The organism is Pseudomonas sp. BS3767 (assembly GCF_900099665.1).
Lineage (GTDB): Bacteria > Pseudomonadota > Gammaproteobacteria > Pseudomonadales > Pseudomonadaceae > Aquipseudomonas > Aquipseudomonas cerasi.
In genome coordinates, this window is record NZ_FNCX01000001.1 from 839,481 (window position 1) to 862,623 (window position 23,143).

At 60.4% G+C, this 23,143-nt stretch carries 20 protein-coding genes; 13 read left to right on the forward strand and 7 right to left on the reverse strand.

What is annotated here, in order from left to right:
• Positions 1-282 precede the first annotated feature (282 nt).
• The 10 genes from glgA (at position 283) to BLR16_RS03255 (ending at position 14,361) form a co-directional block, all read left to right on the forward strand.
• Positions 283-1,881, forward strand: coding sequence for a glycogen synthase GlgA (gene glgA / locus BLR16_RS03210; RefSeq protein WP_004413769.1), 1,599 nt, complete (start codon positions 283-285; stop codon positions 1,879-1,881).
• Between the two features lie 16 nt (positions 1,882-1,897).
• The gene (gene treZ, locus BLR16_RS03215; protein WP_004413771.1) at positions 1,898-3,712 is read left to right on the forward strand and encodes a malto-oligosyltrehalose trehalohydrolase; all 1,815 of its coding nucleotides are present in this window, start codon (positions 1,898-1,900) and stop codon (positions 3,710-3,712) included.
• On the forward strand, positions 3,702-5,780 hold the full coding sequence (gene malQ / locus BLR16_RS03220; protein WP_058417354.1) for a 4-alpha-glucanotransferase: 2,079 nt from the start codon (positions 3,702-3,704) through the stop codon (positions 5,778-5,780). The genes treZ and malQ overlap by 11 nt, the downstream gene beginning before the upstream one ends.
• On the forward strand, positions 5,777-8,560 hold the full coding sequence (locus tag BLR16_RS03225) for a malto-oligosyltrehalose synthase (protein WP_092194091.1): 2,784 nt from the start codon (positions 5,777-5,779) through the stop codon (positions 8,558-8,560). Before malQ ends, BLR16_RS03225 begins: the two co-directional genes overlap by 4 nt.
• A 17-nt stretch (positions 8,561-8,577) precedes the next feature.
• Positions 8,578-8,979, forward strand: a complete 402-nt coding sequence (locus BLR16_RS03230; protein WP_058417352.1) for a DUF2934 domain-containing protein — start codon at positions 8,578-8,580, stop codon at positions 8,977-8,979.
• Positions 8,980-9,135: 156 nt separating this feature from the next.
• Positions 9,136-11,319 carry a glycogen debranching protein GlgX gene (glgX, locus tag BLR16_RS03235; RefSeq protein ID WP_004413777.1) on the forward strand — a complete coding sequence of 728 codons (2,184 nt, stop codon included), beginning with the start codon at positions 9,136-9,138 and terminating at the stop codon, positions 11,317-11,319.
• Positions 11,316-12,329: an acyl-CoA dehydrogenase family protein gene (locus BLR16_RS03240; RefSeq protein ID WP_054081015.1), complete on the forward strand. Its 1,014-nt coding sequence runs from the start codon at positions 11,316-11,318 to the stop codon at positions 12,327-12,329. The genes glgX and BLR16_RS03240 overlap by 4 nt, the downstream gene beginning before the upstream one ends.
• A gap of 13 nt (positions 12,330-12,342) precedes the next feature.
• Positions 12,343-13,116, forward strand: a complete 774-nt coding sequence (locus BLR16_RS03245) for a PIG-L deacetylase family protein (protein ID WP_003364494.1) — start codon at positions 12,343-12,345, stop codon at positions 13,114-13,116.
• Complete coding sequence (locus tag BLR16_RS03250; protein WP_074806152.1) at positions 13,113-13,739, forward strand: class I SAM-dependent methyltransferase; 627 nt, start codon at positions 13,113-13,115, stop codon at positions 13,737-13,739. The genes BLR16_RS03245 and BLR16_RS03250 overlap by 4 nt, the downstream gene beginning before the upstream one ends.
• Entirely contained in the window at positions 13,708-14,361 is a 654-nt protein-coding gene (locus BLR16_RS03255) for a glycosyltransferase family 2 protein (protein ID WP_003364497.1), read from the forward strand. The genes BLR16_RS03250 and BLR16_RS03255 overlap by 32 nt, the downstream gene beginning before the upstream one ends.
• Positions 14,362-14,370: 9 nt before the next feature.
• On the opposite strand, the gene BLR16_RS03260 is transcribed toward BLR16_RS03255, so the two are convergent.
• The 4 genes from BLR16_RS03260 to pcaD all read right to left on the reverse strand — a co-directional run bounded on the left by BLR16_RS03260 (position 14,371) and on the right by pcaD (position 18,474).
• Positions 14,371-15,411 carry an alpha/beta hydrolase family protein gene (locus tag BLR16_RS03260; protein ID WP_004413784.1) on the reverse strand — a complete coding sequence of 347 codons (1,041 nt, stop codon included), beginning with the start codon at positions 15,409-15,411 and terminating at the stop codon, positions 14,371-14,373.
• Between the two features lie 548 nt (positions 15,412-15,959).
• Positions 15,960-16,568 carry an FMN-dependent NADH-azoreductase gene (locus BLR16_RS03265; RefSeq protein WP_003364501.1) on the reverse strand — a complete coding sequence of 203 codons (609 nt, stop codon included), beginning with the start codon at positions 16,566-16,568 and terminating at the stop codon, positions 15,960-15,962.
• 74 nt (positions 16,569-16,642) lie between these two features.
• Entirely contained in the window at positions 16,643-17,602 is a 960-nt protein-coding gene (locus BLR16_RS03270) for a LysR family transcriptional regulator (RefSeq protein ID WP_003364502.1), read from the reverse strand.
• A gap of 80 nt (positions 17,603-17,682) precedes the next feature.
• Positions 17,683-18,474, reverse strand: coding sequence for a 3-oxoadipate enol-lactonase (pcaD, locus tag BLR16_RS03275; RefSeq protein WP_003364505.1), 792 nt, complete (start codon positions 18,472-18,474; stop codon positions 17,683-17,685).
• Between the two features lie 126 nt (positions 18,475-18,600).
• Here pcaD and BLR16_RS03280 point away from each other — a divergent pair, with 126 nt between their 5' ends.
• A complete protein-coding gene (locus BLR16_RS03280) occupies positions 18,601-18,969 on the forward strand; it encodes an MmcQ/YjbR family DNA-binding protein (RefSeq protein ID WP_058396262.1) in 369 nt (122 codons plus the stop codon).
• Here BLR16_RS03280 and BLR16_RS03285 read toward each other — a convergent pair.
• Both BLR16_RS03285 and BLR16_RS03290 read right to left on the reverse strand, forming a co-directional pair.
• Positions 18,964-19,398 (reverse strand): DUF1294 domain-containing protein, encoded by a 435-nt coding sequence (locus BLR16_RS03285; RefSeq protein WP_032609763.1) that lies wholly within the window; start codon positions 19,396-19,398, stop codon positions 18,964-18,966. The two genes, BLR16_RS03280 and BLR16_RS03285, sit on opposite strands and share 6 nt — an antisense overlap.
• Positions 19,395-20,225 carry an undecaprenyl-diphosphate phosphatase gene (locus BLR16_RS03290; protein WP_004413791.1) on the reverse strand — a complete coding sequence of 277 codons (831 nt, stop codon included), beginning with the start codon at positions 20,223-20,225 and terminating at the stop codon, positions 19,395-19,397. Before BLR16_RS03290 ends, BLR16_RS03285 begins: the two co-directional genes overlap by 4 nt.
• A 251-nt stretch (positions 20,226-20,476) precedes the next feature.
• On the opposite strand from BLR16_RS03290, the gene pnuC reads away from it, so the two are divergent.
• Positions 20,477-21,040: a nicotinamide riboside transporter PnuC gene (gene pnuC / locus BLR16_RS03295; RefSeq protein WP_004413793.1), complete on the forward strand. Its 564-nt coding sequence runs from the start codon at positions 20,477-20,479 to the stop codon at positions 21,038-21,040.
• Complete coding sequence (locus tag BLR16_RS03300; RefSeq protein ID WP_003364515.1) at positions 21,037-21,582, forward strand: AAA family ATPase; 546 nt, start codon at positions 21,037-21,039, stop codon at positions 21,580-21,582. Before pnuC ends, BLR16_RS03300 begins: the two co-directional genes overlap by 4 nt.
• Here BLR16_RS03300 and BLR16_RS03305 read toward each other — a convergent pair.
• Positions 21,559-22,884 (reverse strand): sigma-54 dependent transcriptional regulator, encoded by a 1,326-nt coding sequence (locus tag BLR16_RS03305; protein WP_092194093.1) that lies wholly within the window; start codon positions 22,882-22,884, stop codon positions 21,559-21,561. The two genes, BLR16_RS03300 and BLR16_RS03305, sit on opposite strands and share 24 nt — an antisense overlap.
• Positions 22,885-23,143: the final 259 nt, after the last annotated feature.

Sequence of the window (23,143 nt, forward strand, 5' to 3'; positions counted from 1 at the left end):
CGCCCGGCTGCTACCTGCAGCGTGCCATCACGTGCGGCGTCGAAGCCTGTTCCAGACATTCGCAAATAAAAAAGTCGAAACTTCTCCAAAACGGCCGGGTCAGCTGATTAGAGCATCTATGCTATTGGCTGACATCCGGTAATGGCGACATCACACCGCTTTGTCACTATGCATGGTCCAAACGGGTATCGATCTTGCGTAGTGCACGTATGTGTACCCGGCCATAGGAAATGGCCAATAAAAATCAAGTGATGCACCAAGACTGTTTTAAGGGGAAAATTGATGATTAGCGCCGCTGTGAAAACCCAGAAGGGAGAGAGTTTTAACCAGCCTGTCGGCGAGCTGACTCATCTGCCGGTGTTCTCTACCAAGAGCGTTCCTGTGCTGCAAATGCCAACGTCGACTGTTCAGCCTCAGCCGACCATGTCTCAAGTCAACAGACGCAAAGTGTTGTTCGTGACCTCCGAGCTGGCCGATCTGGTGAAAACCGGTGGCCTGGGCGATGTGTCTGCCGCACTGCCGCGAGCCATGCGCCACCTGCACGACGTGCGAGTGCTGATTCCAGGTTATCCGCAGGTCATCAACAGCGGTAATCCGATCCATATCATCAGCCAGCTGGGCGGGCATGCAGCGCTGCCGCCTTGCAAGGTGGGTCGCATGGACATGAAAGATGGCCTGGTGATCTACGTGCTGATCTGCCCGGAGCTTTACGAGCGCGAAGGCACCCCTTATGCCGACAGCACCGGCCGTGACTGGTCCGATAACCATATTCGCTTCGCCCGTCTGGGCCTGGCAGCTGCCGAGTTCGCCGCTGGCGAAGTCAAGAGCCAGTGGTGCCCCGAGCTGGTTCATGCCCACGACTGGCCAGCCGGCCTGGCGCCTGCTTACATGCGCTGGCGCGGGCAGTCCACGCCAAGCATCTTCACTATTCACAACCTCGCCTATCAAGGGACCGTGAGTACGACGTCGAGCCGTGAGCTGGGCATTCCGGACTCCGCCATTACCCCTGAAGGCATGGAGTTTTACGGCCAGCTGTCTTTCATCAAGGCTGGAATGGCCTTTGCCAGCCACATCACGACCGTCAGCGCCACCTACGCTCGGGAAATCACTACTCCGGAGTTTGGTTGCGGCCTGGAAGGCTTCCTGCAAAGCAAGGCCAACAAGGGTCAGCTCAGCGGTATCCCCAACGGTATCGACGAAAGTTGGGATGCGGCCACCGACGAACACCTGATCTGCCACTTTGCGCCCAATGAATGGATGCGCAAGGAAATCAACGCTGACTACGTTCGTGAGTTGTTCGAACTGGACGCCTCGACCGGGCCGCTGTACGCAGTGGTATCACGCCTTGTGTATCAGAAAGGTCTGGACCTGACGATCGGCGTCGCCGAACACATCGTCAACAATGGCGGGCAGATCGCAATCATCGGCCGCGGTGAACCCGAGGAAGAAGAGGCCATGCGTGAACTGGCGGCACGCTTCCCCGGGCGTATCGGCGTGCGCATAGGCTTCAACGAAACCGACGCGCGACGCATGTTCGCTGGCAGCGATTTCCTGCTGATGCCGTCCCGCTATGAGCCTTGCGGGCTGAGCCAGATGTATGCGCAACGCTTCGGCTCTCTGCCTGTCGCACGCAATACCGGTGGCCTGGCCGATACGATTGAAGACGGTGTCACTGGTTTCCTCTTCAACGAATCGACAGTCGAAAGCTACACCAAGGCCCTGGATCGTACTTTTCAGGTCTTTGCTCATCCCGAACTGCTCAACGCCATGCGCTGCCGTGCAATGGCGGCTCCCTTCAACTGGCATCAGGCGGTAGAGCCCTACGCAGATCTCTATCGCGATCTGTTGAAGAAAAACGTGAGTATTTCCAGCAACTACTAGGTTAAGGATTTAATGGATGCCCCTGCGTACAGACGATAACTGGCGCCACGGCGCCGTTTTGTTGGACCCTGAACACACCCGGTTTGCCCTCTGGGCACCGGATGCCTCCTTCGTAAATGTCGAACTGCAGGATGGCCAGTCATTGGCCATGCTGCCTCAGTCCGACGGCTGGTTCGTCCTTGAGGCCCGCTGCAAGGCGGGTACTCGCTACCGCTTCAGGATCGACCACGAACTGGACGTTCCTGACCCCGCCTCCCGCGCACAGCTCGATGACGTTCACTCTGAAAGCCTTGTAGTCGACCCTGACGCTTATTCATGGCAAAACACTGCATGGAACGGACGTCCATGGCATGAAGCGGTGATCTATGAACTGCACGTGGGCGCCATGGGCGGCTACGCTGGCGTGGAAAAGCACCTGCCGCGACTCGCCAAACTGGGTGTTACTGCGATCGAACTGATGCCGCTTGCGCAGTTCCCCGGTGATCGCAACTGGGGCTACGACGGCGTTCTTCATTATGCTCCGCAATCCTCCTACGGCACGCCTGAACAGCTCAAGCAACTGATCGACACCGCTCACGGTCTTGGCCTGATGGTGATTCTGGACGTGGTGTACAACCACTTCGGCCCGGACGGCAACTACCTGGGCAGTTACGCCAAGGAGTTTTTCCGCAGCGACCTGCACACCCCATGGGGCGATGCGATCGACTTCAGGCGCCCGCAGGTGCGCGACTTTTTCGTCGATAACGCCCTGATGTGGCTGCTCGAGTATCGCTTCGACGGCCTGCGCATGGACGCGGTGCACGCCATTCGCGACAAGACCTTCCTGCCGGAGTTTGCTGAGCGGGTTCGCGGGCGCATTGAACCGGGCAGGCACGTGTGGCTGAACCTTGAGAACGAGTTCAACCAGGCCAGTCTTCTGGAAAAAGGCTTCGATGCACAATGGGACGACGACGGTCACAACACCCTCCACGTGCTGTTGACCGGTGAAACCGACGCCTACTATTCCGACTTTGCCAAAGAGCCGACGCAGAAGCTTGCGCGCCTGCTCAGCGAGGGGTTTGTCTACCAAGGCGAACCGACGCGTCATGGGCACACGCGAGGCGAGCCCAGCGCGCATCTGCCGCCGTCGGCCTTTGTGCTGTTTCTGCAGAACCACGATCAGATCGGCAACCGCGCACTCGGTGAACGCCTCCCGCAGCTCTGCGCGCCTGCTGCATTGAAGGCCGCCACCGCCCTGTTGCTGCTTTCACCGATGATCCCGTTGATGTTCATGGGCGATGAATGGGCGGCCAGCGAGCCGTTTCTGTTCTTCACCAGCCACCACGGCGAACTGGCCGATGCGGTACGTGAAGGACGTCGCAAGGAGTTCGCTGATTTCGCCGCGTTTGCCGACCCGGAAAAGCGCGAGCACATCCCTGATCCCAATGACATCAAGACGTTCGAAGCGTCGCGCCCGGCGTTTTCCGCGGTCGATCTCGACACCGACATAGGCCTTGATCATCGCAGCTGGCTGGAGTTCTACACGCAGTTGCTGGCCTTGCGGCACAAGGAAATCATGCCGCGCCTGCAGGGTGCACGCTTCCTGAAGACCGATATTCTTGGTGACAAGGCGGTCAGTGCGCGCTGGACGCTGGGTGATGGCAGCGAACTGCGCATTGATCTCAATCTCAGTGAGCACGCGGTCGACGCACCGCCGCAAACGGGTGCCCGCGAGATATTCTCCAGTGCCGAAAAATCGTCCGAACTTTCCCCACGCGGCATCCTCAATGCTTACACGGCCATTGTCAGCCTGAAAGCAAGCGATGTTCTGGAGGAACAGGATGAACAATGAGCAATTGGAGAGGCTTGCAACCGAGGCAGGATTGTCGGTTCACTGGGTCGATGCCAACGCTCGACCGCAGACCGTCAGCCCTGATGTGCTGCGCAAGGTATTGGAGGCGCTGGGCTATCCGGCTGAAAACGGCGAGGCTATCGATGCCAGCCTGCTGCGCCTGCAAAAGGCCAGTCACGGCACCACTGCCCCGCCGCTGCTGACGGTCGATGTAGAAAGCAACCTGGACCTGTCGCAATGGTTTGCTCCACAAACGCCGTTTACGCTTCACCTCGAAGACGGCTCTTCACTGGATGCCAGACTGACCTCCAGTGCAGAGCTTCCGGCACTTGCCCCGCCCGGCTACCAACAGCTGGAAATTGCCGGCCAGCACCTGACCATCGCGGTCGCACCGAAAACCTGCTTCAGCATGGCAATGGCGACCGACACCTCGAAGCCGCACGGCTGGGGACTGACCGCTCAGCTCTACAGCTTGCGCCGTGAAGGTGATGGCGGTTTTGGTGACACCGAGGCACTGGAGAAGGTCTTGCGCTCTGCCGGGGAACGAGGTGCCGACGCGTTGGGCATCAGCCCGATCCACGCCATGTTCGCCAACGACCCTCACCGTTACAGCCCTTATTCACCTTCCAGCAGGCTGTTTCTCAACAGCCTGTATGCGTCGCCGGGTGCGATTCTCGGTGAAAGTGCGTGGCGTCAGGCAATCGAAGACGCGCGTGTCGGCGACGAGATGAAGCGTCTTGAAACACAGACGCTGATCGACTGGCCAGCTGCGGCCAATGCCAAATGGAAAGCGCTTCACGCGCTTTATGAGGGCTTCAGTGCGGGTGATCACCCACTGCACGAAGACTTCAACAGCTTCCGCCACAGCGGTGGTGAAGCGCTGGAAAATCACTGCCGCTTCGAAGCGCTGTGTGCCGAATCCGAAACACTGAACATCGGTAACAACTGGCATGAATGGCCGGAACAGTTCAAAGACCCTCGCGGTGAAGCCGTCGCAGAGTTTGCCAAAAACCATAGCGAGCAAATCAGCTTTCATGCGTTCGCCCAATGGCTCATAGCCCGTGGTCTGGAGCGCGCGCAGGTGGCAGCACGCAGCAGCGGCATGCGCGTCGGCCTGATTGCCGATCTGGCCGTGGGTGCCGATGGCGCCGGAAGCCAGGCCTGGAGCCGCCAGGACGAGCTGCTGTCAGCCCTGACCGTCGGCGCACCACCCGACATTCTCAACCGTGCTGGCCAAAGCTGGGGGATTTCCGCGTTTTCACCGGACGGCCTCAAGCGCAACGGTTTTCGTGCGTTCATCGAGATGCTGCGGGCCAACTTCGCCCATGCCGGCGGCTTGCGTATCGACCATGTCATGGGCTTGCAGCGCCTGTGGGTCATCCCGCAGGGGGCGCCTCCCAGCGAAGGCGCGTACCTTAATTTCCCGCTAGACGACATGCTTCGCCTGCTGAGCCTGGAATCCTGGCGGCACAAGGCGATCGTGCTGGGTGAAGACCTTGGTACGGTGCCTGAAGGCCTGAGCGAAAAACTCAGTGCCAGGGCGATTCTTGGCATGCGCGTACTGCTGTTCGAACAAAACAACGGTCAGTTCAAGCCGATTCTCGACTGGTCGGATCAAGCGCTGGCGACCACCAGTACCCACGACCTGCCTACCCTCGCAGGCTGGCTCAGCGAGCTGGATATCGAGTGGAACGCGCGCCTCGGTCACATTGACGATCAGCATGAATCGCAGTGGCGCGAAGAGCGCACGCGGGAATATGAAAGCCTGCGGCGTGCCTTGAGCCAGAACATCGACAGTATGCCCTCCGGTACTGAAGACCCGGCCCAGATCATCGACGCGAGCATCAGCTACCTTGGCCATACACGTGCGCCATTGGTCTTGCTGCCGATAGAAGACGCCCTGGGTGTCGAAGAGCAGGCCAACCTGCCCGGCACCATTGACAGCCACCCCAACTGGCGCAGACGTCTTCCCGGCGATGCGGCCTCTCTGCTTGATAACCCGAATGCTGCTCGACGACTGGAATTGCTTTCCCGATCCCGGCTGCAGGCTACGGAGCGTGATCAATGACCCGTCCATTACAGCCTTTGCGCGCCACCCAGCGCCTGCAATTCCACAAGGATTTTACTCTCAACGACGCTGTGCCACTGGTGCCCTACTTCGCCAGCCTGGGTATCAGCCACGTCTACGCGTCACCGCTGCTCAAAGCCCGTGCCGGCTCGATGCACGGCTACGATGTCGTTGATCCCACGGTCATCAACCCGGAACTGGGCGGCGAGCCTGCCCTGCTGCGCCTGGTCGAGACCCTTCGCGAGCACGGCATGGGGCTGATTCTCGACATCGTGTCCAACCATATGGCGGTCGGCGGTGCCGACAACCCATGGTGGCTGGACCTGCTTGAATGGGGCCGTCGCAGCCCGTATGCAGAGTTCTTCGACATCCAATGGAATTCGCCGGACCCGCTGCTGGAAGGCCAGCTGTTGCTGCCATTCCTGAGCAGTGATTACGGCACGGTATTGCAGGCCGGTGAAATTCCGCTGCGCTTCGATGCCGAGCATGGCTCGTTTTACATCGAGCACTATCAGCATCACTTTCCGATCTGCCCACTGACCTACGACTCATTGTTGCAGGCCGTGGATCACCCGCAACTCAAGGAAATGGCCCAGCGTTTCACCGCTCTGGCGCAGTTCCCGCAAGCTTATGAGCGCGCGCGCCAGGCCAGGACCGAGTTGGCCGAACTGGCCAAGGACCCGCAGGTACTCAAGGGTATTGAGCAGATTCTCGCGCATTTCGATTCGAGCAAGCCGGAAGGCTTCCAGCGCCTGCACCGGTTGCTGGAGCGTCAGCACTACCGTCTGGCCAGCTGGCGCACCGCTGGCGATGACATCAACTGGCGGCGTTTCTTCGACATCAACGAGCTGGGCGGCCTGCGTGTCGAGCGGCCACAGGTGTTCGAGGCGACCCACGGAAAAATATTCCAGCTGATTGCCGACGGCCTGGTCGACGGGCTGCGTATCGACCACATCGATGGTCTGGCGGACCCGCGCGGCTACGGTCGCAAGCTGCACCGCCGGGTTAAGAGCTTGCTCAAGCTGCGTCCCGAGCATGCACAGATCGATCATCTGCCGATCTTCGTCGAGAAAATTCTCGGCCCCGACGAGCCGCTGCGTGAAGACTGGAGCGTTGACGGCACGACGGGTTACGAGTTCATGAATCAGGTGTCATTGCTGCAACACGACCCCAAGGGCGAAGAGCCTCTGGGTGAGCTGTGGAGCCGCCTGACCGAGCGTACCGCCGACTTCGATCAGGAAGTGCTGGTGGCCCGGGATCTGGTCCTGCACGGCACACTGGCGGGCGATTTCGAGAACGTTGCCCAATCGTTGTTGCAGGTTGCTCGCAGCGACCTGATGAGTCGCGACCTGACCCTGGGTGCAATTCGCCGTGCCCTGCTCGCGCTGATCGTCAATTTCCCGATTTATCGTACCTACATCTCGGTATGCGGCCGTTCGGCGCAGGACGACAAGTATTTCCAGCAGGCAATGGAAGGCGCGCGTGCGACGCTGAACGAAGGCGACTGGCCAGTGCTGGATTACCTGGCACGCTGGCTCGGTGGCGAACCGTGGCGAAAACTGCCACGCGGCCCGCTGCGCAAGCTTTACAAGAATGCCTGCGTACGCTTCCAGCAACTGACCTCCCCGGTTGCCGCCAAGTCAGTCGAAGACACGTCGTTCTACCGCTCTGCCGTGCTGCTCTCGCGCAACGATGTGGGTTTTCATCCGCAGCACTTCAGTGCGCCGGTAGATGACTTCCATCAGGTCTGCCTGCAGCGTCTGGAGAAGTTTCCGGACAACCTGCTGACCACTGCAACACACGATCACAAGCGCGGTGAAGATACGCGTACACGTCTTGCGGTCCTGAGTGAGTGCGCCCCGTGGTACGCCGAACAGGTTGAGCGCTGGAGACAGCTGGCAATGCCGCTCAAGGGTGACGAGCCGACCATCAGTGCCGGCGACGAGCTGATGCTTTACCAGGCCTTGCTGGGCAGCTGGCCGCTGAGCCTGGAGGGTGAAGAAGCTCACCAGGAATACGCGAAACGCATGGTCCAGTGGCAAGAGAAAGCCCTGCGCGAAGCCAAGCTGCAAAGTAGCTGGAGTGCACCGAATCAGCCCTACGAAACCGCTTGCCGCGAATTTCTGGAGCGTTTGCTGCTGGCACCGGAAGCCTTGGCGTTGCGCCAATCCCTCAGTGCGACGGCCAACCGTATTGCCACCGCAGGCGCGCTCAACAGCCTGGCGCAAACCTTGCTACGCTTGAGCGTACCCGGTGTTCCCGATTTGTATCAGGGCACCGAGTTCTGGGATTTCAGCCTGGTGGACCCGGACAACCGTCGCCCGGTTGACTACGCTGCACGGAAACAGGCCCTGGCCGAAGACGCAAGCGTTGCCGAGCTGCTGACTGACTGGAAGGACGGACGCATCAAGCAGGCTCTGATCGCGAAGGTCTTGAGCCTGCGCGCCGAACATCCGGTATTGTTCAGCGAGGGCAGTTATCAACCTCTGGAAATAAAGGGCAGTCACGCCGAGCAGGTGATGGCCTTTGCCCGGGAGACGCAAGGAGTGCGCGCTATCATCGTAGTACCACGCACATGCAGTGAACTATTGGGTACTGCGCAAACTCCATTGATTAATGCTGCCAATTGGGGCGACACGCGGATCATATTGCCGTTTGCCGACTCCGGTTCTGACTGGAAGGGACTCTTTTCTGACGTTGTCGTGACGAGTGATCGGGAAGTACCGCTCAGTGCAGCGCTTGAAAGATTTTCCGTCAATCTGCTTATTCAAACTATGTAATAGCTGGGAGTCTCAAGATGAGTGCCGACGAAAAAAGAATTCGCGACTTTGCTTACCAAATCTGGGAATCGGAGGGCAAACCCTCCGGTCACGACGAGCGTCACTGGGAAATGGCGCGCAAGCTGGCCGAAGCCGAAGCGCTGGCGCCGAACAAGTCCAGCGTACGCAAATCGACCAAGCCCAAGCTGCCTGAGGTAGACAGCGCCAAGGCCCCGGCTAAAGGCGCAGCCAAGCCCGCAGCGAAATCGGCGCCTGCGTCAAAGCCTGCCGGTGAAGCCAAGCCCAAGCCTGCTCCCAAGGCGGCCGCCAAACCTGCACCCAAGGCCAAGCCCGCTGCAGCCGCTGCAACCGACGCCCCTGCCAAAGAGGCTCCTGCCAAGCCTGCTCCGAAGAAGCCGCGCAAGCCGTCGAATTCTTGAAACTCTTCTGGCCGCGCACCGGTCAGTTATTGCAGGTCTCGCTCTGACCAGAGATGAGGCCTGCTACACCCCCTTAGATTATCGTCAGTATCGGAGCCTGCGGCTTCGATAGCGGTCTTGGCCGCTCAGAAAATCATTCGACGTCAGGAAGTCATCATGAATACGAAGTCCACTACACCGGCAGAAGATAATTCGGCCCCGCTAGACAACCCTGGCAGTACCCCGTCTCGCATTCGTGAAGGACTTCCCTTTCCTCTCGGTGCAAGCTGGGATGGCCTGGGCGTCAACTTCGCCCTGTTCTCGGCCAACGCCACCAAGGTAGAACTGTGCCTGTTCGACTCCACCGGCGAAATCGAACTGGAACGCATCGAACTTCCGGAATACACCGACGAGATTTACCACGGCTACCTGCCGGACGCGCACCCGGGCCTGATCTACGGTTACCGCGTGTACGGTCCGTACGATCCGAAGAATGGTCATCGTTTCAACCATAACAAGCTGCTGATCGACCCGTACGCCAAACAACTGGTCGGCGAACTGAAGTGGTCGGAAGCGCTGTTCGGTTACACCATCGGCCATCCTGACGGCGACCTGAGCTTCGACGAACGCGACAGCGCCCCTTTCGTACCGAAAAGCAAAGTGATCGACGAGGCCTACACCTGGGGCCGTGATCAGCGCGTTGGTACGCCTTGGGACAAGACGATTTTCTACGAAACCCACGTACGCGGCATCACCATGCGTCACCCTGAGGTGGCCGAAGAGCTGCGCGGCACGTTTGCCGGTCTGGGATCAGCGCCGGTCGTCGAGCACATTCGCAAGCTGGGTGTGACCTCCGTCGAGCTGCTGCCGATCCATGCCTTCGTCAACGATCAGCATTTGCTGCAGAAAGGCATGACCAACTACTGGGGATACAACAGCATCGCGTTTTTCGCCCCGGACCCGCGTTATCTGGCGAGCGGCAAGATTGCCGAGTTCAAGGAGATGGTTGCGCACCTGCATCACGCGGGCCTCGAGGTCATCCTCGATGTGGTCTACAACCACACCGCAGAAGGCAACGAGATGGGTCCTACCCTGTCGATGCGCGGTATCGACAACGCCTCGTACTACCGGCTGATGCCTGACGACAAGCGCTATTACATCAACGACTCGGGCACCGGCAACACCCTCGACCTGAGCCACCCTTGCGTATTGCAAATGGTCACCGACTCCCTGCGTTACTGGGCTTCGGAAATGCACGTCGACGGTTTCCGCTTCGACCTGGCGACCATTCTGGGCCGCTACCACGACGGTTTCGACGAGCGCCACAGCTTCCTGGTCGCCTGTCGTCAGGACCCGGTGCTGCGTCAGGTCAAACTGGTCGCCGAGCCTTGGGATTGCGGTCCGGGCGGTTACCAGGTGGGCGGTTTCCCGCCAGGCTGGATGGAATGGAACGACAAGTTCCGCGACACCGTTCGTGCCTTCTGGAAAGGTGACGAAGGCCAACTGGCAGATTTCGCTGCGCGCATGACCGCCTCCGGCAACATGTTCAATCAGCGTGGCCGTCGTCCGCAGGCGTCCGTGAACTTCATCACCGCGCACGATGGTTTCACGCTGCATGACCTGGTGTCATACAACGACAAGCACAACGAAGCCAACGACGAAAACAACCAGGACGGCAGCAACAACAACCTGTCCTGGAACCATGGCGTCGAAGGTCCGACCGAAGATGCGGAAATCAACAGCCTGCGTCTGCGTCAGATGCGCAACTTCTTCGCCACCCTGCTGCTGGCACAAGGCACGCCGATGATCGTTGCGGGCGATGAATTCGCGCGTACCCAGCACGGCAACAACAATGCCTACTGCCAGGACAGCGAGATTGGCTGGATCAACTGGGATCTGGACGAAGATGGCGAAGCGCTGCTCAAGTTCGTCACCCGCGTGATCAAGCTGCGTCAGACCTACCCGATCCTGCGTCGCAGCCGCTTTCTGGTAGGCGACTACAACGAGGAAATCGGCGTCAAGGATGTGACTTGGCTCGCTCCGGATGGCAACGAGATGAGCGTCGAGCAGTGGCACGATGCCAATGGCCGGTGCCTGGGCATGCTGATGGATGGTCGTGCACAGGAAACCGGTATCCGTCGCGCGGGTGCCGACGCGACGCTGTTGCTGGTGGTCAACGCGCATCATGACGGTGTCAACTTCACCCTGCCGGAAGTGCCTGAAGGTACCCATTACGAGTGCCTGATCGACACCAATCAGGATGATGCACGCAATAAGGAGCACTTTGCGTTCGGTTCGGAATACACCGTGACGCCGCGTTCGCTGTTGCTGTTCGAACTGAAGCGTGAAGACCAGCAATGATCGATGCCTTGAGTGAGTTTCTCGACTGGCGCAAGCACGGTTATGCCGATACGCGTGCGCTGGGCGAGTGCTTGCAGGCATTGGTCAACGAAGGTCTGGATCAGCTTCCCCTGCCTGCCCGCGGTCAGACACTTGAGCGCTGGCGGGCGCTGGCCTGCGTTGCAGGCCACGACCTGGGGTTGTGCAAGTTGTACGAGGGGCACACGGACGCCTTGGCGATCATGGCGGAACTGGGTGCCCCGCCCCCCGAACAATTCAGCACCTGGGGCATGTGGGCGGCAGAGCCGCCACAGGCACGGGTGAATATCAGCGGCGCTGGCGATGCACTTCGCCTGCACGGCCGCAAGGCATGGTGCTCGGGCGCTTCGGCGTTGAGCCATGCATTGATAACGGCATGGGACGCCGAGCATCGGCAGCAACTGATTGCAGTGCGCCTTGACCAGCCCGGCGTACACATGACCGGCGACGGCTGGCGCGCAGTGGGCATGGGTGCTACCGGCAGCATCGATGTGGTTTTCGACAATGCCGTCGGTCAAGCGATCGGTGCGCCGGGTGGCTATCTCGACAGAGCTGGCTTCTGGCAGGGCGGCATCGGCATTGCGGCCTGCTGGTACGGCGCATCCCGCGCCATCGCGCAGCGCCTGCTGGCCCATGTCGGCAAGCGCGAGGAGCCGCACGCCCTCGCGCACCTTGGCGCTGCGGACGTGGCGCTGCATGCCGCAATCGAGGTGCTGCGCGCAGCTGCCGCGCACCTGGATCAAGCGCCGGCCGACGATGCAGAGATGCTTGCCAGACGTTGCCGCGCCTATGTCGAACAAGCTGCCGATCTGGTCATCCAGCATGTGGGCCGGGCCGTCGGCGCCGGGCCTTATTGCAAAGATCCGCACTTTGCCCGGTTGATCACCGACCTGCCGGTTTTCCTGCGTCAGAGCCACGCCGAACAGGACCTGGCAGCATTGGGCCAATCAGTCGGCAAGGCGTTGCCCGCTGCACGGACGTGGTCACTATGAGAGCGTATAGAGCATGAGCGAAGGGTTCGTAGTGAGTGATGACGAGTCCGGCCAGGGGACATCCCTTGCTGCCTGGAATGCTTCGGTCAGGCTGAACGGCTTGCCAGCGATCACTGCCGACTTGCTGGTGCCGACCAATTGCCGAGCCGTGATCATCGCCCCGCATCCGGATGATGAAGTACTGGCCTGTGGCGGACTGATGAGCCAACTGGCACAACTGGAGCGCAGCCTGTTACTGATCTCGGTCACCGATGGTACAGCCAGCCATCCAGGCTCCACGCTGTGGCCTGTCGATCGTCTGTCCAGAGCCCGGCCCGAGGAAAGTGCCGAAGCCTTGAATCGCCTCGGTATACCTGCCGAGGGCCTCGAGTGGTTGCGTTGCGGCTTTCAGGATGGCGCCGTGGCCGAGTCGGAGGAACGGCTGGTGGCCTTTCTCGAACAGCATCTGGGCCCTGCGGACGTGGTGTTCGCCACCTGGGCAGAAGATGGCCACAGCGACCATGAAGCGGTCGGCAGAGCCAGTGCAAAAGCCTGCGCGACGACCGGAGCACAGTTTTACGAAGTACCGGTCTGGGCCTGGCACTGGGCCGACCCCGAAGATGAACGTCTGCCATGGGACAGAGCGCGCAAGCTGCTGCTCGATCCGGTGACCCTGGCCCACAAACGCAACGCCGCCCAAGCGTTCACCAGCCAGCTGCAGGGTGATCCGGCAATCGGTCTTTCGCCGGTTTTGCCGGCTGCAGTGTTGGAAAGACTGCTGCGCCCCTTTGAAGTGGTGTTCACATGAGCGTCGAGGACAGTTATTTCAATGAGCTGTTTCTCAACAACGATGACCCGTGGGCATTCAAGCAACGCTGGTACGAACGGCGCAAGCGCGCACTGACCCTGGCCGCCCTGCCCCGCGAGCGCTACCGCTCGATATTCGAACCCGGCTGCGCCAATGGCGAACTCAGTGCCGATCTTGCCGGGCGCTGCGACGCGCTGGTGTGCTGCGACACCTCTAACCTGGCTGTGGACCTGGCACGCAAGCGTCTGGCCGACTTGCCCCATGCCAGAGTGTTACAGGCGCGTTTGCCACAGCAATGGCCGCAAGGCGAATTCGACCTGATCGTCTTCAGCGAGATGGGTTATTACCTGGACGCCGACGACCTGCACGGCCTGATCGACCGCGCACTGGCGGCCCTGTCACCGGACGGCCAGTTGCTCGCCTGTCATTGGCGGCCCGATATCGAAGGCTGCCCGCTGAACGCCCAGGCGGTCCACGACGTCCTTGCTGCACGATTGTCCATGCACCGACTTTTCAGTCATCACGAACAGGATTTCCTGCTGGACCTGTGGAGTCGTGATGGAACCTCCGTAGCAGAACAGGAATTCTCCGATGATCGGCATTCTGATCCCGGTGCACAATGAAGAGCAGTTACTCGACTTGTGTCTCGAAACGATAAAGCAGGCGGCTGCCCACCCCGACCTCAAGGGCGAATGCGTGGAAGTGCTGGTGGTGCTCGACAGCTGCACTGACCGCTCGGCGGAGATCGCACGAGCCCATGGTGTGATGATTCTTGAAGTCTCGGCGCGCAACGTGGGGCAGGCACGCGCACAGGGCGCGGCGTTTCTCCTCGACCGAGGCGCACGCTGGCTGGCGTGTACCGATGGCGACAGTACCGTGGCCAGTGACTGGCTTGCCGAACAGCTGGCGCTGGATGCCGACGCAGTGTGCGGAACGGTGACGCCCGGCGACTGGAGCAAGGACATCTCGGCTGCTGCGCAGGCTGCTTATCTGCAGCATTACCAGCACCGTGACGGTCACCGACACATTCATGGTGCCAATCTGGGTGTCAGCTCGATTGCCTATATCAGCGCCGGTGGATTTCCGGCCCTGACCTGCCATGAAGACGTGCATCTGGTCCGGCAACTGGAATTGATCGGAGCACGGATCGCCTGGAGCTGCCGCCCCAGGGTCACCACCAGCACCCGCCTCGACTCGAAAGCCAGGGGCGGGTTCGGTGATTTTCTGAGTTCGCTGAACGCCTGAAGGGCGTGCTTACTGGTGATGCGCTGTCTGCATGCCTGAACGGTCATCGTCGGCCGAATTGAGCGCGGCGCTGAAGAAACGCACCGCTTCGGCACTCAGGTTACGATGGATATCCTCGCGGTCCACGCCATCAGGGTCATTGCACAGCAACGGAGCAGTCGCGCGTTGCTCGTCACTGCACGGTGCCATGAAGACAAAATGCCCTGCCCCGGCCAGCAACTTGTAGTCGGGCGGCTGCGGCAGCTTGCGCGCCAGTGCTTCTGCGTTTCGGTCGATCGCCAGCAACTGATCGTCATCCCCCGCGTACATCAGCACCGGCACGTGCACATCACCCAGCGTGTGGCGGCCGAACATCAGGCTCAGCGGGGCCATTAACATCAGCGCGCCAACCCGTGGATCAGCCTGAGCGTGAAGGTCATCACGGTCTGCGACAAGCTCGCCCTGCGTCTTGCACGCATCGCGGTCTGTCGGGCGCTCGGCGCAGTACTGACGCAGACGCTGCAGATCAGGTTGCGCGCCAGCAAGAATCAGCGCGGTTTCGCCACCGGCCGAATAACCGATCACGCCCACTTGCCGGGCATTGAGATAGGGGGCCAGCAAGGGGTCAAGCAAGGCCGTGCTGATCGCTTCGGAAATCTGCAGCGGGCGGCCGTACAGGTTGCTCAGGCTGCCAAGACGGCTGTGATCGCGATCATTGTCGCCAGGATGAACCACGGCAACCACCACAAACCCCTGGCGCGCCAGCGAAGTGGCCAGGTCATGCAGCGCAAGCGGAGTGCCTGTGTTGCCGTGTGACAGCAACAACAGGGGGAAGCGGCCCATTGCGATAGGCGCCTCTTCACCGGCTTCGACACGATAGCCGTGAAGGGTACTCACTTGCTCGGCGGCGGTGGACGGGTAAAACGCGATGGCCTGCACCGGCTGGGAATCCAGCGGATCAGGGAAACTCAACTGGTGGTACCCCGCGCTCCAGGCTTCATCCGCCTGAGCGTGCACCGAAACAAGGCTATCGAGCAGGAAAACCAGCATCACTGCACAAAGACGTACCATGGCAAGGCCCAACCTTTGCAAATCCGGAACTTCGCCCGGACAATCCATCAAGCGCTTGTGTCGAGCATCATGCTCCAGCGCGCCGTTCCCACCCAGATATGAGTGTTGAAAACAGAAATAGTGCACAAGCCGGGCCATAAACTGCCCGTTGTTTTTTCTCGAGGGCGAATACTCCCGCCAGCCTGACAAGGCGATGCTCGAAAACCCTAGGCTCTGTACGTAAAGTGGCTGCGCTCGGTGATGCTGCGTTAAAAACAGGCTCGGATGCGAGTCCAATCTGAATGCTCATTTACAACACGTAGAGTTGAACGCGACCCCGGCCGTTCCTCGCCTGTTTTTGCCTTGCCTGACCTTCGCTCGCCGACTTTTCGTACAAACCCAGTCTAGTCCCGTAAGAACCCCGTTACCTGTAAGAAAGCTGTCAAGGTTGTATCCCGTTAACGCGCCGTTCAGCGCAGCCCATCGCCATGCATCAGAAACAAAAAAACTCCACAACCCGGCAGGAAAACCCCGCGCAGGTTGTAGAGTTTCGTGAAGACGGCTTTTGATCAGGCCGCGAACAGCTCGTTCTGAATGTAGTGCTGGGCAGCACTCATGGCGCTGGCACGCGGCTCTTCGCCATACGCCAGGCCGTGGGCGCGGACGAATTGCAGGTCGGTGATGCCGATGAAGGCGAACAGCGTCTTGAGCAGCTCTTCGTGACCGGTGCCAGTGGGTTGTCCGGCGTGCAGACCGCCCGAGGTGGAAACGATAATGACTTTCTTGCCGCCACACAGGCCTTCAGGGCCGGCTTCGGAATAACGGAACGTGCGACCCGCGATCAGAATCCGGTCAAACCAGGCTTTCAGCTGGGTCGGAATGGTGAAGTTGTACATGGGTGCGCCGATGACCAGCACGTCCGAATCGAGAAACTGCTGCAAAGTGGCTTCGTTGCCTGCCACTTCCTGCTGCTGGGCGGCGTCACGGACTTCTACCGGCGTGCCCGCCGCAGCGAGGCTGGCAGCAGAGAAATGCCCAAGCGCGTCACTGGCAAGATCGCGATAGGTGACCTGGCTGTCGGCGTGCGCATTCAGGTAGGCCTGGACAACCTCATGGGTCAGCTGACGCGAAGCGGAGTGATCGCCGAGGATGCTGGAGTCGAGGTGCAATAGTTTCATAACGTAGCTCCCTTAAGAAAATCGCCACTGAGCGATGAAGTGGCGAGCATCCTATCCTTGATCGCAATAGATGATTAGTGGTCTTGAATGCGACTGTTCGTTCTATTAAGAGAACAATAGAGTGAGTCCGGACTGAGGCTCAGTTCTTTGAACGAGGTCTCGAACGCATCCAGCAGGCCCCTGACGGCGGGAAGCAGGCCACGGCGCGAGGCGAACACAGCATGCACGATGCCGCACTTGGGTCGATGCTCGCTGAACAGCTCTACCAGGCGTCCGTCCTGCAAAGCTTCCCTGACAATCAGCTCGGGAAGCTGTGCCACGCCGACTCCCTGCAAGGCGGCCTGCAGCATCATGTCCAGGTCCGAGCTGATGAGCCGCGGCGTGTGGCGAATTTCGGCATAGTGGCCGGGCTGCGTCTCCAGCAACCAGCGATGCTCGTGATTCGAAGAGGGCATATCGAGGCTGGGCAGTGTCGACAGCGCCTCTAGAGAAGGCGTTGCCGACAGCCTGGCCGCCAGGTCCGCGCGTGCCACCAGACGCTGAGCGCTGTGCCCGAGCTTCTTGACCACCAGGCCGTCGTCCTCCAGTGGTGGAAAACGCACACGCAGCGCAATGTCGATGTTCTCGGTCAGCGGGTCGACGCGTCGGTTGGTACTTTCGACCTGGATCTGAACCTTGGGGTGCTCGGCCGCGAAGCGGGCGATGGTCTCGTTGAAGCCCATCGCTGCCAACGCCGGAGGACAACTGATCACCACCCTGCCCTGCGGTTCGGATTTGGAGCGCAGGATGGCCTCTTCGGCAGCCTCGGCCTCGACCAGCATGGCCACGCAATGCGCGTAATAGTCACGCCCGCTTTCGGTCACCGCGAAGGTGCGGGTCGAGCGGTGAATCAGCCGAACACCCAGGCGCTCCTCAAGCCCGGCAATGCGCCGGCTGAGTTTGGACTTGGGGATCCCCAGCTTGCGGCTTGCCGGCGCAAAGCCCAGGCACTCGACCACCTGGACGAAATAAAACAGATCGTTGAGATCAAACACCCGGCCACCTCGTTTTCAGAGCCGGGAGTATGCAACGCCGTGCCCCGTGTCTCAAGACCGGGACTTAGGACCGCGCCCGGCTATTCGGCAGTCAGAAATGCCAGTACCGGCACAGTGAATGCCTCACCCGCCTCGACACTGGACAGGTGGGCCGCGTGCAGCTCGATGGTCTGCGAGCCCTGAATCCGTTCGACCATGAAACGCCCGTCCGCCGGGGTCGTTACAGCATCCTCCGTGCCACAGACCACCAGCACCGGCAGCTCGATGGAAGCGATCTGTTCACGGAAATCCGCATCGCGCACGGCCGCGCAATTGGCCGCGTAACCCTGTGGAGAGGTGCGTGCCAGCATGCCGACAACCGTGTCGACCGCAGCAGGTTCGGCGACCGCGAAGGAAGGCGTGAACCAGCGCGCAATCGAGGCATCGCGCAACGCGATCATGGCTGACTGGCCGTCACGCAGAACGGTTTCGATGCGAGGGTTCCAGACATCGGGATTGCCGATTTTGGCGGCCGTATTGCACAGCACGACCTTGTGCAGGCGCTGCGGCGCATTGATTGCCAGCCATTGGCCGATCAGCCCGCCCATGGACAGGCCGCAGAAAAAAGCCTTGTCGATGTCCAGCGCGTCAAGCAGCGCCAACACATCGCGAGCGTTTTGCTCGATGCTGTAACTGCCCTCGCTGACCAGCGATTTGCCATGACCGCGGGTGTCGTAACGCAATACCTGAAAGTGACGGGTGAATGCAGACACCTGGTTATCCCACATGTGCAGATCAGTGCCCAGGGAATTGGACAAGACCAGCACCGGCGCGCCCGCCGGGCCTTCGAGCAGGTAGTTCAGTTGACCATCAGCAAGTTGCACGGCAGACATTCGAAACTCCGGATAAAGGCAAAGCTGCACACTAATGAGTGTCGCAGCAGCATACAATCCGCTGATCGAATATCCGTGCGGCTATCGAACAGCTTACCGTGCGCCGTCCGCCCCCAGGGAGCATCCATGCCAAAGAGCCCGCAAAAGACCCTGCACAAGGAAGACATCGCCAGATTCTGCCTCGACCTGCCGGGCGCGCGTGAAGACTACAAGTGGGGCGGCGTACGGGTTTTTTCCGTCGCCGAAAAGAAAATGTTCGCGGTCATGGATCTGGTCGGCGAGGACCTAGCGTTCAAGGTCCACCCAGAGTTGTTTCTGGGTTACGTGGATCGCCCCGGCATACGACCTGCGCCCTACCTGGCGCGTGCGCACTGGATCAGCGTGGCAGACCTGCAGACGCTGAGCGCCGATGAGTTGCGCGACCTGCTGACCCGCTCGCACCAGTTGGTGGTCGGCAGGCTGCCGAAACGGCAACAGATCGGCCTGATGCTATAACGGCAACAGCTGCACAAGCCGCTTGCCCAAAAACAGCCAGTCAATCCACAACGCCTGATGCACCAGCACGATCAGCCAGAATACGACCTGAAAAGACACCTTGCGGGTCTTGTGCCGGAACACCTGTTGCGCGAGCAGCGCGCCGGGCCAGCCGCCGAGCAGCTCGACACCATGCAGGACGTTCTCCGGGGTGCGCTGGCCAGCACTGCCGGCCTGTCGCTTGTCATGCCGGTAAAGCACGAACGCCAGCAGGCTCATGACGATCAGGACCAGCGCCGGGATCGGCGTGACCTGCCTCAGCCATAGCGATGCCGAGCCGTAGACTGGCAACGCACACAGCAGCAACAGCACCAGAATCTTCAAGCGCAATTGCCGGACCGGCGGCCTGCCAAGGCTGGCTGGCCGTGACGACCCGCGGCTCGCCGTCATGCCTTGGCGGATGCCCAGTCGATCCAGCCAAACTGCCAGGTCGCCAGGATCAGCAGGCCGAAGGCGATGCGATACCAGGCGAACACCGCATAACTGTGAGTGGCGATGAACTTGAGCAAACCGCGCACTGCGATCATCGCGAAGATGAACGAGGTGATGAAGCCGATGGCAAACACCGCGAAGTCGTCAGGGCGAAACATGTCACGGTACTTGTAGCCCGAATACACTGCGGCACCGACCATCGTCGGCATGGCCAGGAAGAACGAGAATTCTGTCGCCGCCTTGCGGGACAGGCCGAACAGCAGGCCACCAATGATCGTCGAACCCGAACGCGAGGTGCCGGGAATCATCGCCAGGCACTGTACCAAGCCTACCTTGAGCGCATCGCTCCAGCTCATGTCATCGACGGTTTCGGTGCGCACGGTGTGTTCGCGGCGCTCGGCCCAAAGCATGATCACCCCGCCAACGACCAGTGCCGTGGCCACGGTAATAGCATTGAACAGGTAGTGGTGGATGGTATCGGCGAAAATCACGCCCAGCACCACGGCCGGCATGAAGGCGATCAGCAGGTTGAGGGTGAAACGCTGCGCCTGTTGCTGTTTCGGCAACCCCACGACCACGTCGAGGATCTTGCGCCGAAACTCCCAGACCACCGCCAGAATCGCCCCCAACTGAATGATGATGTTGAAGGCCATGGCACGTTCGCCGCCAAAATCGATCAGGTCGGCGACGATGATCTGGTGCCCGGTACTGGAGATCGGCAGGAACTCCGTCAGCCCTTCTACAACACCCAATATCAACGCCTGAGCAGCGGTCCAAAGATCCATCATTCCCCCATGAAGCGATGCCGCAGGCTCGCTGTTTAATGTTGTCGTGTAAAAAATGCTTGCCACTATGCCGCCACATGCCTGAACGAAGCTTGAAGAAACTCGCGCAAATGCAAGGCGCGGAATGCTAGCAGACCTGCACGCACAAAGCCTGCTGACGTAAGGTCTGGCGCAACACAAGCTGCACGCAGCGCGCAGAAGCGCATACAATCGCCGGCCACGCCCCTCACTACCCTCACCAAGGAGCCGCCATGTCCGGGCTTGAACTCTTCGCTGCCGCCATCGGCGTTATCGCGGTCTGGCTGACAGTGAAGCAGAATCCCTGGTGCTGGCCAATCGGCCTGGTCATGGTGGTGATCTACATCTGGATATTCTTCGACGTAAAGCTGTATTCGGACATGCTCCTGCAGGTCATCTACGCAGGCCTGCAGGTCTATGGCTGGCTGCAATGGACGCGGCACGGTGACGGCCTGCCGGTCAAAGCCGTGACCACCTTGCAGAACCGTTCGGTGCTCAAGGGGCTGGCGGTCGGCGCACTTGTCAGCGTCGCACTGGGGGCAGGCATGGCGCATTTCACCGATGCGGCACAGCCCTGGCTGGACGCCGCGCTGACCGGGTTCAGTCTGGTGGCGCAGGTCTGGATGGCGCAAAAACGCGTTCAGTGCTGGCCGCTGTGGATCCTGCTCGATGTGATTTTCGTCGGCTTGTTCATCTACAAAGAGTTGTACCTGACGGCTGCGCTGTATGGCTTGTTCACCCTGCTGGCGGTACAGGGCTGGCGCGAGTGGCGCAACGATCTGGCGCTGGCGCGATGAAAGTTCTGGTTCTCACCGGCCCCGAGTCGAGCGGCAAGAGCTGGCTGTCGGCGGAAATACAACACAGGTTCGGCGGCCTGCTGGTCGGCGAATATGTCCGGCAGTTCATCGATCAGCAGGGCCGCGATACCGTTTACGCCGATATTCCGGCCATCGCCCAGGGCCAACTGGCCTGGGAGGACGCCGCGCGCGGCGCCGAGCCAGACTTGCTGATACTCGACACGCACCTGTTGAGCAACATGCTCTGGAGCCGCACGCTGTTCGGCGACTGCCCTGCGTGGATCGAACAGCAACTGCTGAGGCGTACCTATGACCTGCATCTGCTGCTGTCGCCTGAAGGCGTTGACTGGATCAGCGACGGCCAGCGCTGCCAGCCGCAATTGGGTGAACGCCAGGCCTTTTTCGACGCCAGCCGGGAATGGCTGGAACACCACCGGCAAGCTTACCGGGTAGTGGGCGGTAACTGGGAGCAGCGCCGCGTACAGGCGCTGACCGCTGTCTCGCAGTTGCTGGGCGATTCAGCGGATCTGGTGCTTGTGTAACAGCCGGTAAAACGTCGGCCGCGAAATACCCAGCACTCTGGCCGCCACACTCAAATTGTCACTGTGGCGCGTCAACACGTCACACAACGCCTGACGCTCGGCCCGCGACTTATAATCCTCCAGCGTCCCCATGCTGCCAACACTGTCCTCCTCACCCAGCAGGCCGAGATTTGCCGCTTCTATCTGCCTGCCTTCGGCCAGCACCAGCCCGCGCCGAACGCGACCGGCCAGCTCGCGCACATTGCCCGGCCAATCGTGCTTGCCCAGCGCAACCAAAGCATCCTGACTGAAACTGCGCGCCCGCCTGCCGGTTTCCTGACTGTACAAATGGGCGAAATGGTTGGCCAGCAACGCCAGATCGCCATGACGCTCGCGCAATGGCGCTACCCCGACCTGCAGCACATTGAGCTGGTAATACAGGTCCTCGCGAAAGCGCTTTTTGCGCACCGCCGTTTCAAGATCCTCGCGGGTCGCGGCCAGCACCCGCACATCCACTGCAATCGGTTCGCTACCGTCCGCGCGCTCGATCTGCCGGTCTTCGAGAAAGCGCAGCAGGCTCGCCTGGGTATCCAGCGGCAGCTCACCGACCTCGTCGAGCAACAGCGTGCCGCCGTCTGCGGCTTCAAGCAACCCGCCCCTACGTTCCTGAGCATCGTCAAACCCGCCGTCCTCATGACCGAACAGCACGGCGTGGATCGACTGCCCGTCAGATGCTGCGCAATCGACCACGATAAAGGGTTTGTCGCGTCGCAAGGACTGAACATGCAGGCTGCGCGCGATCAGTTCCTTGCCCGTGCCCCGTTCGCCCCTGATCAATACCGGCGAATCGGTGGGCGCCAGTTTGCTCAGCAGCCTGCGCAATTCACGGACAGGCCGACTGTCGCCGAGCCACTCGGGTTCCACGCTGAATTGCGAAGGCGAGCCCTGCAATTGCGGCCGCCCGGCCGTAAACGCTCTGTCCAGCGAGGCATGCAGCCGATCCGCGTCGAAAGGCAGCGTATGAAAGTCGAAAAACCAGCGGCAGACGAAATCACCGATTTTCTCGCGGCGCAAATCACTGGCTGCCAGCACTGCAATCCAGCGCACCGGGCTGTCAATGAACAGCGCCTCGAGCCTGGGCAAGTGTTCAAAATGATCGGGGGTCAGGTGAATCAGGCCTACATCACAATCAGCAATGATTGCCGAATCCGATGGGCTTTCCTGCACCGCCCATCCGGCCTCGACCAGAACGGGGATCAATGGATGACAGTCGTCACCGCCGTCGAGCATTAACAGACGTCGTGTTGGGGCCGATCCATGCATGAGGTTTCCTTGGCGCCCGGCGTATGGAAGATTTGAAAAGCTTTTTATAAACAGTCTGTTGGCGAGCCCACTCATCACCCTAGCAAATATTTGGCGCAGCGTTGTACCGTTTGGGTCTAACGCTCATAACCTGCTGTCATTAGTGCGCTACCTGCCCGGTTCTTGCGGCAACAGGCAGCCTTCCACGCGCCCCATCAAAAATAATTCGCAAATATTTTCAATGAACGGTGTGACTCATGCCCCCTTGTCGTTCATCAAC

Excerpts from the sequence above, each read along its gene's own strand:
- glgA (WP_004413769.1), top strand. The coding sequence starts at position 283 with ATGATTAGCGCCGCTGTGAAAACCCAGAAGGGAGAGAGTTTTAACCAG.
- treZ (WP_004413771.1), top strand. The coding sequence starts at position 1,898 with ATGCCCCTGCGTACAGACGATAACTGGCGCCACGGCGCCGTTTTGTTG.
- malQ (WP_058417354.1), top strand. The coding sequence starts at position 3,702 with ATGAACAATGAGCAATTGGAGAGGCTTGCAACCGAGGCAGGATTGTCG.
- BLR16_RS03225 (WP_092194091.1), top strand. The coding sequence starts at position 5,777 with ATGACCCGTCCATTACAGCCTTTGCGCGCCACCCAGCGCCTGCAATTC.
- BLR16_RS03230 (WP_058417352.1), top strand. The coding sequence starts at position 8,578 with ATGAGTGCCGACGAAAAAAGAATTCGCGACTTTGCTTACCAAATCTGG.
- glgX (WP_004413777.1), top strand. The coding sequence starts at position 9,136 with ATGAATACGAAGTCCACTACACCGGCAGAAGATAATTCGGCCCCGCTA.
- BLR16_RS03240 (WP_054081015.1), top strand. The coding sequence starts at position 11,316 with ATGATCGATGCCTTGAGTGAGTTTCTCGACTGGCGCAAGCACGGTTAT.
- BLR16_RS03245 (WP_003364494.1), top strand. The coding sequence starts at position 12,343 with ATGAGCGAAGGGTTCGTAGTGAGTGATGACGAGTCCGGCCAGGGGACA.
- BLR16_RS03250 (WP_074806152.1), top strand. The coding sequence starts at position 13,113 with ATGAGCGTCGAGGACAGTTATTTCAATGAGCTGTTTCTCAACAACGAT.
- BLR16_RS03255 (WP_003364497.1), top strand. The coding sequence starts at position 13,708 with ATGATCGGCATTCTGATCCCGGTGCACAATGAAGAGCAGTTACTCGAC.
- BLR16_RS03260 (WP_004413784.1), bottom strand. The coding sequence starts at position 15,411 with ATGGTACGTCTTTGTGCAGTGATGCTGGTTTTCCTGCTCGATAGCCTT.
- BLR16_RS03265 (WP_003364501.1), bottom strand. The coding sequence starts at position 16,568 with ATGAAACTATTGCACCTCGACTCCAGCATCCTCGGCGATCACTCCGCT.
- pcaD (WP_003364505.1), bottom strand. The coding sequence starts at position 18,474 with ATGTCTGCCGTGCAACTTGCTGATGGTCAACTGAACTACCTGCTCGAA.
- BLR16_RS03280 (WP_058396262.1), top strand. The coding sequence starts at position 18,601 with ATGCCAAAGAGCCCGCAAAAGACCCTGCACAAGGAAGACATCGCCAGA.
- BLR16_RS03285 (WP_032609763.1), bottom strand. The coding sequence starts at position 19,398 with ATGACGGCGAGCCGCGGGTCGTCACGGCCAGCCAGCCTTGGCAGGCCG.
- BLR16_RS03290 (WP_004413791.1), bottom strand. The coding sequence starts at position 20,225 with ATGGATCTTTGGACCGCTGCTCAGGCGTTGATATTGGGTGTTGTAGAA.
- pnuC (WP_004413793.1), top strand. The coding sequence starts at position 20,477 with ATGTCCGGGCTTGAACTCTTCGCTGCCGCCATCGGCGTTATCGCGGTC.
- BLR16_RS03300 (WP_003364515.1), top strand. The coding sequence starts at position 21,037 with ATGAAAGTTCTGGTTCTCACCGGCCCCGAGTCGAGCGGCAAGAGCTGG.
- BLR16_RS03305 (WP_092194093.1), bottom strand. The coding sequence starts at position 22,884 with ATGCATGGATCGGCCCCAACACGACGTCTGTTAATGCTCGACGGCGGT.